Here is a 14,884-nt window from a genome sequence, read left to right on the forward strand (position 1 = left end):
TTTCCGTAGACGGTGCAGCCGGATCGGTGCCGGGCGATTGTACTAACAAGTCCAGCGTGGGACGGCCGGCGCCGCCACCGGCGTCAGGCGGCGGCGGGCAGGGCGAAGAACGCGCGGGCGGTGGCGGTGCTCGCCGCGGCGGTCGTGGCCAGGTCCTCGCCGCGGTCGCGTGCCAGTTCCTCGACGATGTGGGCCAGGAACGCCGGCTCGTTGCGGCGGTCCTTGGGCAGCGGCTTGAGCGTGCGCGGCAGCAGATACGGCGCGTCGGTCTCGATCATCAGCCGCGAGGCCGGGATGTTGCCGACCAGCTCGCGCAGGTGCGCGCCGCGGCGCTCGTCGCACAGCCAGCCGGTGATGCCGATGTGCCAGTCGCGGTCCAGGTAGTCGAACAGCTCCTCACGGGTGCCGGTGAAGCAATGCACCACCGCCGGGCCGAGCTTGCCGTCGAACTGGCGCATCAGCGCCAGGAAGTCGGCGTGCGCGTCGCGCTGGTGCAGGAACAGCGGCTTGCCGGTCTCGGCGGCCAGCTGCAGCTGGCGTTCGAACGCGCGGTGCTGCGCCGGGCGCGGAGCGAGATCGCGGAAGTAGTCCAGGCCGCATTCGCCCACCGCCACCACCTGCGGATGCGCATGCAGCGCGCGCATCTCCGCATCGCATTCGGCGGTGTATTCCAACGCATGGTGCGGGTGCACGCCGGCGGTGGCGTACAGGAAGCCGGGGTGCCGCTGCGCCAACTGCAGCGCCAGCGGCGAGTGCTCGCGGCTGGCGCCGGTGACCACCATCTGCGTCACGCCGGCATCGCGGGCGCGCTGCAGCACCGCGTCGCGGTCGCGATCGAAGGAATCGTGGGTGAGGTTGGCGCCGATATCGATCAACTGCATGGGGCGGGCGGCTGCAAGAATGAAGTGGCGCGGATTGTAGCGGTCCGGTGCGCGGCCCAGGGACACCGCCGCTGGCCGCGTGCGCCGCTAGGAGCGTGGGCGGCAGAAACGTTCGAGGCGAGAAGTTCGCTGTGCGAGACCGCTTTTGTGACGATTCGCCGGCCTGTAGCCGCGCTACAGGCCAAGAAGCGGCGCAAAAACGGACCGCACAGCGGGCTTCGCAGCCCGGACGGCTTCTGCCGCCCACGCTCCTAGGCCAGCGGCGGCATCTCCGCGCGTAGCGAGCGCAGTTCGCGCGCCAGCAACGCGTCCACTTCGCCGGGCTGGAACTGCGCGGCGAACAGCGGCACCGCGAACCGGTAGTGCGCGCCATCCTCGGCGCGGCACAGCACATGGGCCAGCTGCAGGCGGGCCAGCGCGCGGCGCAGCAGCTCCGCGTCCATCGCGACGCCGGCCGCGTCGAAATCGGCCAGCATCCGCTCCAGTGCCGTCGCCGGTTGCGCCGCCGGCCCGGCATGGTGCGCCTGGGCCACGCGGTAGACCAGGATCCGGTCGATCCGGCACGCCACCGGGTCGGGGCTCAGCCGCGCCCAGCCGGCGAGCGCATCGGCCATCGCGTCCGAGTGCGTCGCCGCATGCACGGCCTGCGCATCGATCAGGCGATGCGCGCGCGGCAGTCGCTCCAGCACCTGCTGGCAGGCGATGGCGACAAGGTTCGCGCGCTGCCCGCAGGCCGTGGCCAGCGCCGCGGGCAGGCCGCCGTCGCCATAGTGGATGCCCAGGCGCGCCAGCGGCTCGGTTGCCAGCGCCACGCAGGCTTCGCGCTCCAGGCCGGCCAGGTGGATGACCTCGCCGAAGTTGCGGATCGGCGAGGCGTGGTCCAGCACTGCGGCTTCGTACAGGTCCCAGAACCCGGCAAGCATGAAGTGGCAGCGGCCCTCCTCGCTCAGCGCGCGCAGCGCGGCGAGCTGCGTGTAGCCACTCGTCGCCTCCTCGCGCAGGAACAGGTCGGTCTCGTCCACCAGCAGCAACAGGCGGCGCCCGCCGGCGCGCTGCGCCAGCGCATCGACCAGCGCGTCGATGCCGCTGTCGCCTGGCATCCGCAACTCGGCGGCCAAGCGCGCCGACAGGCGGTGATCGCGCAGCGACAGGTAGGTGCAGTGCACCCGCGGATGTCCGGCGAAGCGCCGCTCGATCGCCTTCATCAGGCTGGTCTTGCCCAACTGCCGGCCGCCGACCAGCAGGTAGTTGCCGGGCTCGCGATTGAGCACGCGCGCCAACAGCGCTTCGCGGCCGAAGAACGCGGCCGGGCGGGTGATGCCGCCATGGGTCTGGTAGGGCGAGATGCGGGTCGCTTTCAGCTGCCGTGCCAGCAGTGCGACCAGCACCTCGGCGGCCTTGGGACGCAGCAGCCATTCGCTCTGGCCGGCCTGGTCCAGGCACGCGCACAGGTTGGCCGGATCGCTGGCGAAGGCCAGCAGGTGCGCATCGGCCTGCGCGTCAGGGCTGATCACCAGCACCACGTCCTGGCCGCTGGGCATCGCGCGCAACTGCTCGACGATCGCCGCGCCGGGCAGGCCCGGATCGGGCTGGTACAGCCACAGGCGCTCCAGCGCGACGGGAAGGGTCTGCGGCAACGTCCACAGCCAGACCTGGCCGGGCAGCGTCCAGTCGGTCGCGCGGGTGGCCACGGCATCCACGCGCGCCGCCAGCGCCGCCGCACGCATGTCCGCAGCGCCGCGCGCATAAGCGATTGCCTCGCGCCAGCGCATCTCCGGGATGCCGGCGGCCAGCAGTACCCCGGCGCGCGCCCGGATCCAGCCAAGTTGCCGATGCAGCACCGGCAGTGCGCCGACCGGATGCCGGAACACGCGGCGCGGCACGCGCACGATGTCCAGCACCGCCGGGCGCACGCGCACCCATATCACCGCCAGCGCCAGCAGCAGTGCGATCGCCACGCCGAGCAGCAGCGCCAGCCATTCGGCGATGGTCCATGGCGCCGAGCTGCGGCATTCCTGCGGTATCAGCGCCGACGAGGGGGCCGGAATCCCGGGGCGGCAGTGCCATGCCTGCGACGCAGGATCCAGCCGATAGACCAGCACCCGCCCGCGCAGGCCGGAGTGCGGCGGGAACAGCTCGGTATAGCGGAAACGCAGTTCGAACTCGGCCGGCGCGTCCACCGTCACCACCGCCTGCGACGCATCGTGCACGCCGGGCAAGGCCGGCGCCGCGGGCCACTGCCGATGGATCAGCCAATGCGACAGCGCCTCCTCGCGGATCAGCAGCATGTCGATGCGGCTGCGCTGCAGCAGCATCAGGGTCTGGCCGTCGCGCTGCGCGCGCCACGCCACCCAGGGGTTGAGCCAGGGCGCGAACAGCAGGCTGGCCAGGAACCAGGTCGCCAGCGCGATCAGCAGCGGCCGCAGCCAGCGCCAGCGCGGGCGCGCAGCGGCGGTCCTCACGCGGCGGTGCCGTCGAGCTGCTCGACGATGGTCCGGGCCGCGCGGCGGATCGCCTCGCACCGCCATTCCAGCCAGTTGCCGTCGGTATGCCTGCGCGCCACCAGCAGGTTGCTCCAGTACAGATGGCGCAGCAGCGGATCGAGCAGGTATGGGCGTGCCGGTGCGAGCCGCGGCTGCTCCAGCCAGCCCTGCACGATGCCGCGCTGCGCCGGGTCGCGCAGCAGCGGAAGCAGTGCCTGCCACAGCGGCGGGTGACCGGCCAGGTGCTCGGTCGCCGCCTCGTCGCTGGGATCGTCCTGCGCCAGCAGCGCGATCGCGGCACTGGCCAGCAGCGGATGGCCGCCGGACAGGCGCAGCGCGCGCGTGGCCGCCTGCAGCGTCGGGGCGGAATCCGTGGCCATGCGCTGCAGGTCGGCCACGGTCAGTTCCGGCCAGGTCTCCGTGGCGGCGATGTTGAGCAGCGACAGGTCGCCGCCCTGGTACTTGAGGTCGGCCAGCGCCGCGCCGCCGCAGATCAGCAGGTGCAGCTGTCCGCTGTACATCTCGCTGAGGCTGCGCAGGATCCCGGCCAGCAGGTGGCGCTGCGCGGGTGCGCCCTGCTCGAAGCGGCTGACCAGGCAGAACAGCGGCGCCGGTGCCTGCAGCAGGCCCGCCAGACCGGTCTCGAAGTCGTAGTCCGATGCCACCCCGGCCATGCCGCATTGCCGGCCCAGCGCGGCGAAGTAGGCGTCGGCGTCCTCGCCGGCACTGAACGACGGCTGCAGGTGCAGGACCCGCTCGCGACCGTAGCGCGCGTCCGCCTGTGCCAGGATCGCGGCCCGCTCCGGCGGCTGCCCCCAGTGCGCCTGGGTGAGCAGCAGCAGGACCGGATACGGGCGCTGCTGCTGCAGCCGCTCGAACAATCCGGCGACCGTCTCGGCGACCGACGCCGGCCACGCCGGCGCCGCGCCGGCGGCCGCCGCGGCCTCCGCCTCGGCCGGGAATTCGGCTTCGAACCCGGCCGCGGCCAGCAACCCGTTGGCTTCCGCTTCGGTCAAGCGCAGGTAGTTGGCGCAGGCCAGCACCTTGTCGCGATGCTTGCGGTTGGGCAGCGAATAGCCGTGCCGCCAGTTGTTGACCGCCTCGCGGCTGATGCCGATCTCGCTGGCCACGCCGGCGGCGCTGGCCCGGATCCGGCGCATGTGGCGGGTCAGCAGGTCGGGGAACTCCGAGACGGGCATGCAGTGGATTCGAATCAGCAGGCGGCAGGCCACCCTACCGGCCGCATCGCGGCTGTCAATCGGCGGCATGCCCGCGCTCCCCGGTCGCGCTCAGGCCGCGGGCGGCGCCGGCAGCGCCTGCGCCACGAACAGGCGGCGGGTGATCAGCAGGTGCGCGACGAAGATCAGCACGCCGAGCAGCGCCAGGGCGACCGCCAGCCGCCGCAGCGTGGCGCCCAGGCTCTTGCTGCGCTCCAGCTTTTCCAGCCGCTCGAACCGGGACGGCTCGGCATTGGCGTAGGCCACGCGCACGCTGGCGCCCTCCTTCGTATACGGCGTCGCGTTGTCCTCGGAGGTCTCGAACGTGCCTTCGTAGGTGTTGCCACCGGCCTCGAACGCATAGCCGAAATGGTAGATGTGCGAGACGCGACCCTTGCGGCCGCGCTTCTCCTCGATGTCGTCCAGGTGCACCGGCGCGTCGACCACGCTGTGATCCTTCAGGATCGCGTTGGCCTGGCGATAGCCGGCGAAACCGGACAGGCCGAAGAACGCGGCGACGACGACGAACGCCGCCACGCACAGCCACTTGGACAGCGTGCGCAGCACGGCATGGGATTTTTCGGAAACGGGAATGCTGATCATTGGTGGGCCCCTGGAGAACGTGGTGGTTGCCGGCGGCATGCACGCCACCGGATGCAGCGCAGTCTGGCGACGGCCGCCGGCGCGTTGCAGTACCAAAGCGTCAAGCGGGCGACGCCGCGGTTGACGGCGCGTCAAGCGCCGCCGCGCACGCCGCCACGGCGCATTCCACGTATCCTTGCCGCGCATGACGCACGTTGCATTTCCGATCGATCCGCTGCTGCCGCAGATCCGCGACAGCCTCGCCGCGCATCCGCGGCTGGTGCTGGAGGCCCCGCCCGGCGCCGGCAAGACCACCCAGGTGCCGCCGGCGCTGCTGGAGGCGCCGTGGCTGCAGGGCCGCCGCATCGTGATGCTGGAGCCGCGCCGGGTCGCCGCGCGCGTTGCCGCCACATTCATGGCGCGGCAACGCGGCGAGGCGCCAGGCGAGACCGTGGGCTACCGCATCCGCTTCGAGAACAAGGTGTCCGCGCGCACCCGCATCGAGGTGGTCACCGAAGGCATCCTGACCCGGATGATCCAGGACGACCCGATGCTCGACGGCGTCGGCGCGCTGCTGTTCGACGAATTCCACGAACGCCACCTGGCCGCCGACCTGGGCCTGGCGCTGGCGCTGGACGTGCAGGCGCAGGTGCGCGAGGACCTGCGCATCGTGGTGATGTCGGCGACGCTGGACGGCGAACGCCTGGCGCAGTTTCTGGAGGCGCCCAGGTTGTCCAGCGCCGGCCGCAGCTATCCGGTGGAGATCGCGCATTTCCCGGCGCGGCGCGAGGAATCGCTGGAGGCGCAGAGCCGCCGCGCGGTGGAACACGCGCTGCAGCAGCATCCCGGCGACGTGCTGGTGTTTCTGCCCGGGCAGCGCGAGATCGCGCGGGTGCAGGCGGCGCTGGAGGGGTCTGGGATGGGTTTGGGGATGCCCTCAAGCACCGCCTCTGCCGTACCCTCATCCGGCGCTGCGCGCCCCCTTCTCCCGGGGGGAGAAGGGAGTGGCGGCGGCGTCGATGTCTTGCCGTTGCATGGCGAGTTGCCGGTCGAGCAGCAGGCCAAGGTGCTGCAGCCCGATCCGCACGGCCGCCGCCGCGTGGTGCTGGCGACCAACGTGGCCGAATCCTCGGTCACCCTGCCCGGCGTGCGCGTGGTGATCGACGCCGGGCTGGCGCGCGAGCCGCACTACGACCCCAACAGCGGTTTCTCGCGTCTGGACGTGACCGCCATCGCCCAGGCCTCGGCCGACCAGCGTGCCGGCCGCGCCGGCCGCGTCGCTTCGGGCTGGGCGTACCGGCTGTGGCCGCAGTCGCAGCGCCTGGAGGCGCAGCGCCGTGCGGAAATGCTGCAGGTGGAGCTGGCCGGATTGGCGCTGGAACTGGCGGCCTGGGGCAGCGACGCGCTGCGCTTCGTCGATCCGCCGCCGGCCGGCGCGCTGGCCGCCGCGCGCGAGCTGCTGCAACGGCTCGGCGCCCTGAGCGAAAACCACGCGATCACCGCGAGCGGCCGGCGCATGCTCGCGCTGGGCACGCACCCGCGACTGGCGGCGATGCTGCTGGCCGCGCCGGATGCGCGCGCGCAGGCGTTGGCCTGCGACCTGGCCGCGCTGGTCGAGGCGCGCGATCCGCTGCGCCAGGGCGGCGATGCGCTGGCCGCGCGCTGGCGCGCACTGGCCGCGTTCCGCCGCGGCCGCGCCCCGCACGACGCCAACCGCGGCGGCCTGGCCGCGATCGACGCGGCCGCCAAGCAATGGCGGCGGCGCCTGCGCAACGACGCCGCGCCGCCGGACAGCGTGGAAGCGCACGCGCTCGGCGACCTGCTCGCCCACGCCTTCCCCGACCGCATCGCCACCCGCCATCCCGCCGATCCGTTGCGCTACCTGCTGGCCAACGGCCGCAGCGCGCGCCTGTTCGACCACAGCGACCTGCGCGGCGAGCCGTGGCTGGTCGCCACCGAACTGCGCTACGAGGCCAAGGACGCGCTGCTGCTGCGCGCCGCGCCGGTGGACGAGACGCGGCTGCGCGCCGATTTCCCGCAACGCTTCGTGCAACAGGACGTGGTGCGCTGGGACGCCGAACGGCGCGCGCTGAGCGCGCTGCGCGAAACCCGCTTCGACCGCATCGTGCTCGACAGCCGCCCCGCCGGCCGCGTCGATCCGGCGCATGCCGCGGCGGCGCTGACCGAAGCGGTGCGCGAACTCGGGCTGGCGGCGCTGCCCTGGAGCGAGGCGCTGACCCAGTGGCGCGCGCGCGCGGCCGGACTGCGCGTGTGGATGCCCGAACTGGCCCTGCCCGATCTCGGCGACGCGGCGCTGCTGGACGACCTGGACCGTTGGCTGCGCCCGGCCTTCGCCGGCAAGACCCGGCTCGACGCGCTCGGCGAGGACGAGCTGGGCGAAGCGCTGAAATCGCTGCTGCCATGGGACCGGCGGCAGGCGCTTGATCGGCAGGCGCCGCCCCGGATCACGGTGCCCTCGGGCATGGAACGGCGCATCGACTACGCGCTCGACCACGACGGCCAGCCGTTGCCGCCGGTGCTGGCGGTGAAGCTGCAGGAACTGTTCGGCCTGGCCGACACCCCGCGCATCGCCGACGGCCGCGTGCCGCTGGTGCTGCACCTGCTCTCGCCCGGGGGGCGCCCGCTGCAGGTCACCCAGGACCTGCGCAACTTCTGGTCCAGCACCTATCCGGAAGTGAAGAAGGAGATGAAGGGCCGCTACCCGCGTCATCCGTGGCCGGACGACCCATGGACCGCCACCGCCAGCCATCGCGCCAAACCGCGCGGCACCTGAGGCGGCGCTGCGCACGGGATTGGTGGCTGCGCCGAACGTGGACGACGGCCGGACCGGCGCGCCTGGCCTACGGCGGGCGAACACGCGCGTCATCCAGACGGGGTGCGTGACGCGCGACCAGCATCAGCGTGCCCGTCACCGGCCGCCCTCGGCACCTGCCCGGGCTGGCCACTTCGGACGCCGCCCGCCAGCGCGGCGCGCCCATTCCCGCCCCCTGCACCGGCCATGTTCAGCCGCCAGACGATTCCGCGGCGACGCGCTAACGCCATCTATACGGGACGCAAGGGACACTGCAGTCCTTATTCCTGCCAGTAGGGACGCCCATGAGCAAGCTGACCATCATTACCGACCGCGCACTCGATCTCGCCAGCCATGCCGGCGACAGCCTGCGCCACATCGGCCCGCAGGCGAACAGGTGGCTGCAGTCCGGCGCCGCGATGGGCGCGCTCAAGACCGGCGCGGCGATGGGTGCGGTGAAGACCGGCACCAAGGTCGCGCGCACCGTGGTGCGGCGCAACCCGGTCATCGCGATCGCCGCCGCGGCGCTGGGCGCCGGCCTGCTCGGCTACGCGATCTACCGCAAGCGCCAGCGCGACCGCAACGGCGCGATCGAAGGCGATTCGCAGCGCATCGAAGCCAGCAAGCGCGGCAATGCCGGCGCACGCCGTACGGCGGCGAGCCGGGTGTCGCGTCGCGCCGCGGCCGCACAGGAAGGCAGCGAAGACTAGATTTCTGCGGTATCGCCGCAGTGCGATAGCGATAGCGAACATGGCGACCGGGCGAAAACCCGGTCGCTTTTTTATGCGCGTTTCGCAGGCAGCCCAGCATGCGAGCGGCCTGCCGAATGCCTCGTACAGCAGACCGCACCGTTCACCTGTAGGAGCGGCTTCAGCCGCGACCAGTTCCGTCCGGCAGCCCCATCGCGTCACCGGTCGCGGCCGATGGCCGAGCCATCCACAACTGCGCTATACCGGCGCAGCCGATGCGTCGACTCCACCGGTCACGGCACCGCTCGTCGATCCGGACAAAGCGCTTCGCCCGTCGCAACCGATAGTCCAACGCCATCCAGAGCGGCTGCTACGCCAACATTCCGCGTGCATTGCGCATGCGGCAGGCCGCCATGGCGTTCACCCGAAAGCCCGCGGTAACCCGTAGCGCTACAGCCCGCGCCATGCACCCGGCGCCAACCCATCTAGCCGGTGCGTGCCGATCGCCGCGCGCACCAGGCGCAAGGTCGGCAAGCCGACGGCCGCGGTCATGCGCCGGACCTGGCGGTTACGCCCTTCGCGCAGCACGATCTGCAGCCATGCGTCGGGCACCGTCTTGCGGAACCGCACCGGCGGATCGCGCGGCCACAGTTCCGGCGCCGTCTCCAGCACGCTGGCCTGGGCCGGCGCGGTCGGCCCGTCGTTCAACACCACGCCGTCGCGCAGGCGCTGCAGCTGCTCGGGCTGCGGCATGCCTTCCACCTGCACCCAATACGTTTTCGGTTGCTTGTGCCGCGGATCGGTGTAGCGGTGCGCCAACGCGCCGTCGTCGGTCAGCAGCAGCAGGCCCTCGCTGTCGTAGTCCAGCCTGCCCGCCGCGTACACGTCGGCGGGCAGGCCGAACCCGGCCAGCGTGCGCCGCGGCGGTTCGCTGCGATCGGTGAACTGGCACAGCACATTGAACGGCTTGTTGAACGCGATCAGCATTAAAGCGGGGATTGCGGATGAAGGGATTCGGGATTGGCCGCACATCGACGGCACATGCGGCGCGGGGACATTCTCCCACGCCGGATCCCTTTTCCCGCCGACCGCGGCCGTCGCTCAGGACTTGACGAACTTCAGCGTCATCCGGTCGCTCTCGCCGATCGCCTTGTACTTGGCCTCGTCGGCGGCCTCGTGGCTGTTGCTCGGCGGCAGCGTCCACACGCCGCCCGGATAGTCCTTGGTGTCGCGCGGGTTGGCGTTGACCTCGCTCTTGCCGGCCAGCTTGAAGCCGGCCGCCTCGGCCATCGCGATCACCTGCGCCTGGCCGACGTAGCCGCTCTTGTCGTCGGCCGGCACGTCGGCCTTGGCGCGGTGTTCGACCACGCCGAGCACGCCGCCGGGCTTGAGCACCTGGTAGAAGCCCTTGAACATGCCTTCCGCCTGCCCGGAGGTGCGCCAGTTGTGCACGTTGCGGAAGGTCAGCACCAGGTCGGCCGATGCATCCGGGCCGAACACCGGCGCGGTCGGCGAATAGCCGACCAGCTTGGCCTTGCCGTACTGCGCCGGCGCGGCGGCGAACTTCTGTTCCAGCCCCGTGCGCGCCTTCTGCTGGTAGTCGCGGCCGCGGCCTTCGGGCACCGCCGCCGGATCCACCACCGCGGCGATGTACTGGCCGCGTTCGCGCAGGTAAGGGGCCAGGATTTCCGAATACCAGCCGCCGCCGGGAGTGATCTCGATCACCGTCTGCGTCGGCTTGATGCCGAAGAACGCCAGGGTCTGCCCCGGATGCCGGTAGGCGTCGCGCGCGACATAGGTGCGGTCGCGCCAGCTGCCGTTGATGGCCGCCTGCAGCGCGGCATCCGGCGCCGGCAGGGTGGCGCTGTCGGCAGGCTTGATCGCCTGCGCGGCCGGGATCGCCAGCGCCGCGGCAATGGCCAGGGTACAAGCACAGGCAAGCGTCGTTCGAAGAGTCATGGGCGTGCGTCCGCTGGAGATGTGGCGCGAGCCTAGCACGCATGCGCGCACGCCTGAATGTTGCCTTCGCGTTAGCGCGAATCACGCCGGCGGAACGCTGTTTTCGCCACCATCGCCCCGATCCCGAAACCTTGGGCGACTATCCTGTCGCTCTTCCTCACAGCGGAGCATCCCCCATGCTGCACACGCGCGAACTCGGCCGTTCCGGCCTGCACGCGGCACCGCTCGCCTTCGGCGGCAATGTGTTCGGCTGGAGCGCCGACGCCAAGACCTCCTTCGCGCTGCTCGACGCCTTCGTCGAGGCGGGCTGCAACCTGATCGACACCGCCGATGCGTATGCGGCGTGGGTGCCCGGCAACCGCGGCGGCGAATCGGAAACCATCATCGGCCAGTGGCTCAAGCGCAGCGGCAAGCGCGACAAGGTGCTGATCGCGACCAAGGTCGGCAAGTGGGCCGAGCGCCCGGGCCTGGCCGCCGACAACATCGCCGCGGCGGTGGAGGAGTCGCTGCAACGCCTGCAGACCGATGTGATCGACCTGTACCAGGCGCACGAGGACGACGAATCGGTGCCGCTTGAAGCCTCGCTGGCCGCGTTCGGGCGGCTGATCGAGCAAGGCAAGGTGCGCGCGATCGGCGCCTCCAACTACAGCGCCGAACGCCTGGCCGAGGCGCTGAAGGTCTCGGCGCAATACGGGCTGCCGCGCTACGAGACGCTGCAGCCCGAGTACAACCTGTACGACCGCGGCGGCTACGAAAACGGCCTGGAGCCGCTGGTACGCGACCAGGGCCTGGGCGTGATCTGCTACTACGCGCTGGCCCGCGGCTTCCTCAGTGGCAAGTACCGCAGTTCCGCCGATGCCGCCAAGAGCCCGGCGCGCGGCGACAGCGTGATCGCGCGCTACCTCAACGCACGCGGCCTGCGCATCCTGGCCGCGCTCGACGACGTCGCCGGCAAGCATTCGGCCACGCCGACCCAGGTGGCCCTGGCATGGCTGATCGCGCGTCCCGGCATCACCGCGCCGATCGCCAGCGCGACCAGCGTCGAGCAGTTGCAGCAACTGCTGGCCGCCGCCCGCCTGCAGCTGTCGGCCGACGACGTCGCGCAACTGGATGCCGCCAGCAAGGAGACCCCATGAGTTCCGTTTCCCACACCACCCGCGTAGTGCTCGCCTCGCGTCCGCAGGGTGCGCCGAGCGCGCAGAATTTCCGTCTCGAACAGGCGCCGCTGGCCGTGCCCGGCCCTGGCCAGGTGCTGCTGCGCAACCGCTGGCTGTCGCTGGATCCGTACATGCGCGGGCGCATGAGCGATGCGCCGTCCTACGCGCCGCCGGTGCAGCTGGACCAGGTGATGGTCGGCAGCACCGTCGCCGAAGTGCTGGAATCGCACCATCCCGACCTCAAGCCCGGCGACCTGGTGCTGGTGCAGAGCGGCGGCTGGCAGACACACCTGGTGGCCGACGGCGCCGGTCTGCGGCGCAAGCTCGATCCGCAGTCGCCGCTGCCGCCGAGCACCGCGCTCGGCGTCTACGGCATGCCTGGCTTCACCGCCTATGCCGGCCTGCACGAGATCGGCAAGCCGCAGAGCGGCGAGACCGTGGCGGTCGCCGCCGCCACCGGCCCGGTCGGCGCCACCGTGGCGCAGATCGCCAGGTTGCGCGGCGCGAAGGTGATCGCCATCGCCGGCGGCGCCGAAAAATGCCGCTACCTGCGCGAGGAACTGGGCCTGGATGTGGCGCTGGACCATCGCGCCCCGGATTTCGCCGAGCAGCTGCGTGGCGCCGCGAAGGATGGCATCGACGTCTACTTCGAGAACGTCGGCGGGCACGTGTTCGATGCGGTGCTGCCGTTGCTCAACGACTTCGCGCGGGTGCCGGTGTGCGGCACCATCGCCACCTACAACACGCGCGGCGAATTGCCGGCGGGACCGGACCGCGTGCCGGCGCTGATGAACCAGGTGCTGCGCCAGCGGCTGACCTTGCGCGGCTTCATCGTCGGCGATTTCGTCAAGCTCTACCCGGAGTTCCTGCGCGAGATGGGCGCGTGGCTGGCCGACGGCCGCGTGCGCTACCGCGAACACGTCGTGCATGGGCTGGAGAACGCGCCGCAGGCCTTTATCGACATGCTCGGCGGCGGCAACTTCGGCAAGCTGGTGGTGCAGCTGGACGAGAGCCGGGATTAGGGATTCGGGATTCGGGATTTGAGCGGCGCTGCAAGTCGCGACCAGGCGGCAACTGTCTCTGCAGCCGGCCCGTTATTGCAGCAGGAAGCGCAGCAACGCGTCGTTGAAGGCGTGCGGCGACTCCAGGTTGCACAGGTGCCGGCCGTGCACCTGGGCGAAGCTGCCGCGTACCGCCTGCGTGGCGATCGCCTGCAGACCATCGGGCGGACACACCGGATCGTCGTGCCCGGCCAGCGCCAGCAGCGGCGTGGCGATTCCGCCCAGCGCACCGCGGAAATCGGCGCCGGCCACTGCCTCGCAGCAGGCCACGTAGGCCTGCGCATCGGTACCCAGGAACGTCGCCAGGATCGCCTCGACCGCCGCCGGCTGCATGGCGGCGAAGGCCGGCGTGAACCAGCGCTCGCGGGTGCCATCCAGCAGCCCCGCCAGTCCCTCGGCGCGGACCTGGGCGATGCGCGCGCGCCAGCTGTCCTCGGTGCCGATCCTGGCCGCGGTCGCGCATACGGTCAGCGACTGCAGGCGCGCGCCGGCATGCAGCCCCAGCCATTGCCCGGTCAGCCCGCCGATCGACAGGCCGCAGAAGTGGGTGCGCTCGACCGACAGCGCATCGAGCAATGCCAGCACATCCCTGGCCAGGTCCTCGACCCGGTACGGTCCCGGCGCCGTGCTCGAGGCGCCATGGCCGCGGCGGTCGTAGCGCAGCACCCGGTAGTACGGCGCCAGCGCATCGATCTGCGTGTCCCACATGTGCAGGTCGGTGCCCAGCGAGTTGCAGAAGGTCAGCCAGGGACGGCCTTCGCTGCCGTCGATGCGGTAGTGCAGGCGGTGCGTGGGAAGTTCGAGGAAGGGCATGGCGGCGATGTCGAATGAGGGGCGCGACTGTCGGCCGCCAGCGGAGTCTAGCGCTCTTGGCGCAGGGGGATGCCCCAGGCCCGCAGCATGCAACCTCCACCACAACGGGGCGTGCGGCGCGGGCGCACTGCACGGGTTTCGCGTCGGGCCGGCACGTCGCCGCGCCGACGCACGGCCAACATCGCCAAGCGCCGTTGGCTAGTGCAGCAGCGCCAGCACAAAGTCGAGGAAGGCGCGCACCTTCGCCGGCATGTGCTGGCGCGATGCGTACAGCGCATACAGCGGAAATCGCTCGTCGGGCCAGTCGGGAAACAGGTCGATCAGCCGGCCGTCGTCGAGCATCGGCCGCAGGCCCAGATCGAACACCTGCGCCACGCCGTAGCCGGCAAGGCACACGCTGTAGAGCGAGCCGGCATCGTTGACGGTCAGCTGCCCCGCCATGTCCAGTTCGATGCGTTTCCTGCCGCGCACGAACTCCCAGGTGAAGGGCCGCCCGGTGTGCGCGTCGCGGAACAGGATGCAGGTGTGGCGCCGATCCTGCAGTTCCTGCGGCGATGCCGGCCGGCCATGGCGCTGAATATAAGCGGGTGCGGCGATGGTGACGACGCGGCAGTCCATCAGCTTGCGCGCCACCAGCGTCGACGGCGGCGGATGGCCGAAGCGCAGCACCAGGTCGTAGCCGTCGGCCACCATGTCGCCGGGTTCGTCGCGCGTGATCAGCTCCAGCTTCAGGTCCGGATGCGCCTGCAGGAAGGCGCCGAGCCGCGGGCCCAGTACCAGGCGCGAGAAGAACGGATCGACGTTGACCCGCAATCGGCCGCGCACGACATTCGCTCCTTGCTGCGCCGAGGCGGCCGCCTCTTCCAGCGCCGCCAGCAAGGGCGCCACTTCGCCGTGGAAGCGACGGCCCTCGTCGGTGAGCGCGATCGCGCGCGTGGTGCGATCGAACAGGCGGATGCCCAGCCGTGCTTCCAGTCGCGCAACCGCACGACTGACCCCGGAAGGCGTCATGTCCAGCCGCTCGGACGCGGCGGCGAAGCTGCCGCTGTCGACGATGGCGCACAGCACGCCGATGCCGTTGGCCAGGCGTTCGTCAAAGGTCATACCAGATTCCGCCCATGGGATTACTGACCCTGCGTCATCAATGAACTGACACCGATGATATCGGAAGCGGCGCCGACGACGCCCAGAATGCGTCCATGCCTGCCGCCGCGGCGGGCACCCACGAAA

12 protein-coding genes are annotated in these 14,884 nt (G+C 71.3%); 4 read left to right on the plus strand and 8 right to left on the minus strand.

Annotated features, from left to right (window positions below):
• Positions 1-83: 83 nt before the first annotated feature.
• From VDQ83_RS10335 to VDQ83_RS10350, 4 genes are all read right to left on the minus strand, one after another.
• On the minus strand, positions 84-881 hold the full coding sequence (locus tag VDQ83_RS10335) for a TatD family hydrolase (RefSeq protein ID WP_455434854.1): 798 nt from the start codon (positions 879-881) through the stop codon (positions 84-86).
• 251 nt (positions 882-1,132) lie between these two features.
• A complete protein-coding gene (locus tag VDQ83_RS10340) occupies positions 1,133-3,343 on the minus strand; it encodes a hypothetical protein (RefSeq protein WP_455434855.1) in 2,211 nt (736 codons plus the stop codon).
• Positions 3,340-4,563, minus strand: a complete 1,224-nt coding sequence (locus VDQ83_RS10345) for a hypothetical protein (RefSeq protein WP_455434856.1) — start codon at positions 4,561-4,563, stop codon at positions 3,340-3,342. Before VDQ83_RS10345 ends, VDQ83_RS10340 begins: the two co-directional genes overlap by 4 nt.
• Positions 4,564-4,653: 90 nt before the next feature.
• On the minus strand, positions 4,654-5,184 hold the full coding sequence (locus VDQ83_RS10350; RefSeq protein ID WP_455434857.1) for a hypothetical protein: 531 nt from the start codon (positions 5,182-5,184) through the stop codon (positions 4,654-4,656).
• Positions 5,185-5,368: 184 nt separating this feature from the next.
• On the opposite strand from VDQ83_RS10350, the gene hrpB reads away from it, so the two are divergent.
• Complete coding sequence (gene hrpB / locus VDQ83_RS10355; protein WP_455434858.1) at positions 5,369-7,957, plus strand: ATP-dependent helicase HrpB; 2,589 nt, start codon at positions 5,369-5,371, stop codon at positions 7,955-7,957.
• Positions 7,958-8,280: 323 nt separating this feature from the next.
• Positions 8,281-8,685, plus strand: a complete 405-nt coding sequence (locus tag VDQ83_RS10360; RefSeq protein WP_263396161.1) for a hypothetical protein — start codon at positions 8,281-8,283, stop codon at positions 8,683-8,685.
• 429 nt (positions 8,686-9,114) lie between these two features.
• Here VDQ83_RS10360 and VDQ83_RS10365 read toward each other — a convergent pair whose 3' ends face one another.
• Together VDQ83_RS10365 and VDQ83_RS10370 are read right to left on the minus strand one after the other, a co-directional pair.
• Positions 9,115-9,651: a pseudouridine synthase gene (locus VDQ83_RS10365; protein ID WP_455434859.1), complete on the minus strand. Its 537-nt coding sequence runs from the start codon at positions 9,649-9,651 to the stop codon at positions 9,115-9,117.
• Positions 9,652-9,765: 114 nt separating this feature from the next.
• Entirely contained in the window at positions 9,766-10,623 is an 858-nt protein-coding gene (locus VDQ83_RS10370; RefSeq protein WP_455434860.1) for a class I SAM-dependent methyltransferase, read from the minus strand.
• A gap of 176 nt (positions 10,624-10,799) precedes the next feature.
• On the opposite strand from VDQ83_RS10370, the gene VDQ83_RS10375 reads away from it, so the two are divergent.
• Together VDQ83_RS10375 and VDQ83_RS10380 are read left to right on the plus strand one after the other, a co-directional pair.
• Positions 10,800-11,759 (plus strand): aldo/keto reductase, encoded by a 960-nt coding sequence (locus VDQ83_RS10375; protein WP_455434861.1) that lies wholly within the window; start codon positions 10,800-10,802, stop codon positions 11,757-11,759.
• Positions 11,756-12,802, plus strand: a complete 1,047-nt coding sequence (locus tag VDQ83_RS10380; protein WP_455434862.1) for an NADP-dependent oxidoreductase — start codon at positions 11,756-11,758, stop codon at positions 12,800-12,802. The genes VDQ83_RS10375 and VDQ83_RS10380 overlap by 4 nt, the downstream gene beginning before the upstream one ends.
• 72 nt (positions 12,803-12,874) lie before the next feature.
• Here VDQ83_RS10380 and pcaD read toward each other — a convergent pair whose 3' ends face one another.
• Positions 12,875-13,654, minus strand: a complete 780-nt coding sequence (gene pcaD / locus VDQ83_RS10385) for a 3-oxoadipate enol-lactonase (RefSeq protein WP_455434863.1) — start codon at positions 13,652-13,654, stop codon at positions 12,875-12,877.
• Between the two features lie 198 nt (positions 13,655-13,852).
• Complete coding sequence (locus VDQ83_RS10390) at positions 13,853-14,758, minus strand: LysR family transcriptional regulator (RefSeq protein ID WP_455434864.1); 906 nt, start codon at positions 14,756-14,758, stop codon at positions 13,853-13,855.
• Positions 14,759-14,884 lie beyond the last annotated feature (126 nt).

The organism is Xanthomonas sp. WHRI 7945 (assembly GCF_035026585.1).

What these genes read in the sequence shown, in the direction of transcription:
- VDQ83_RS10335 (WP_455434854.1), bottom strand. Translation starts at nt 881, where the DNA reads ATGCAGTTGATCGATATCGGCGCCAACCTCACCCACGATTCCTTCGAT.
- VDQ83_RS10345 (WP_455434856.1), bottom strand. Translation starts at nt 4,563, where the DNA reads ATGCCCGTCTCGGAGTTCCCCGACCTGCTGACCCGCCACATGCGCCGG.
- VDQ83_RS10350 (WP_455434857.1), bottom strand. Translation starts at nt 5,184, where the DNA reads ATGATCAGCATTCCCGTTTCCGAAAAATCCCATGCCGTGCTGCGCACG.
- hrpB (WP_455434858.1), top strand. Translation starts at nt 5,369, where the DNA reads ATGACGCACGTTGCATTTCCGATCGATCCGCTGCTGCCGCAGATCCGC.
- VDQ83_RS10360 (WP_263396161.1), top strand. Translation starts at nt 8,281, where the DNA reads ATGAGCAAGCTGACCATCATTACCGACCGCGCACTCGATCTCGCCAGC.
- VDQ83_RS10365 (WP_455434859.1), bottom strand. Translation starts at nt 9,651, where the DNA reads ATGCTGATCGCGTTCAACAAGCCGTTCAATGTGCTGTGCCAGTTCACC.
- VDQ83_RS10370 (WP_455434860.1), bottom strand. Translation starts at nt 10,623, where the DNA reads ATGACTCTTCGAACGACGCTTGCCTGTGCTTGTACCCTGGCCATTGCC.
- VDQ83_RS10375 (WP_455434861.1), top strand. Translation starts at nt 10,800, where the DNA reads ATGCTGCACACGCGCGAACTCGGCCGTTCCGGCCTGCACGCGGCACCG.
- VDQ83_RS10380 (WP_455434862.1), top strand. Translation starts at nt 11,756, where the DNA reads ATGAGTTCCGTTTCCCACACCACCCGCGTAGTGCTCGCCTCGCGTCCG.
- pcaD (WP_455434863.1), bottom strand. Translation starts at nt 13,654, where the DNA reads ATGCCCTTCCTCGAACTTCCCACGCACCGCCTGCACTACCGCATCGAC.
- VDQ83_RS10390 (WP_455434864.1), bottom strand. Translation starts at nt 14,758, where the DNA reads ATGACCTTTGACGAACGCCTGGCCAACGGCATCGGCGTGCTGTGCGCC.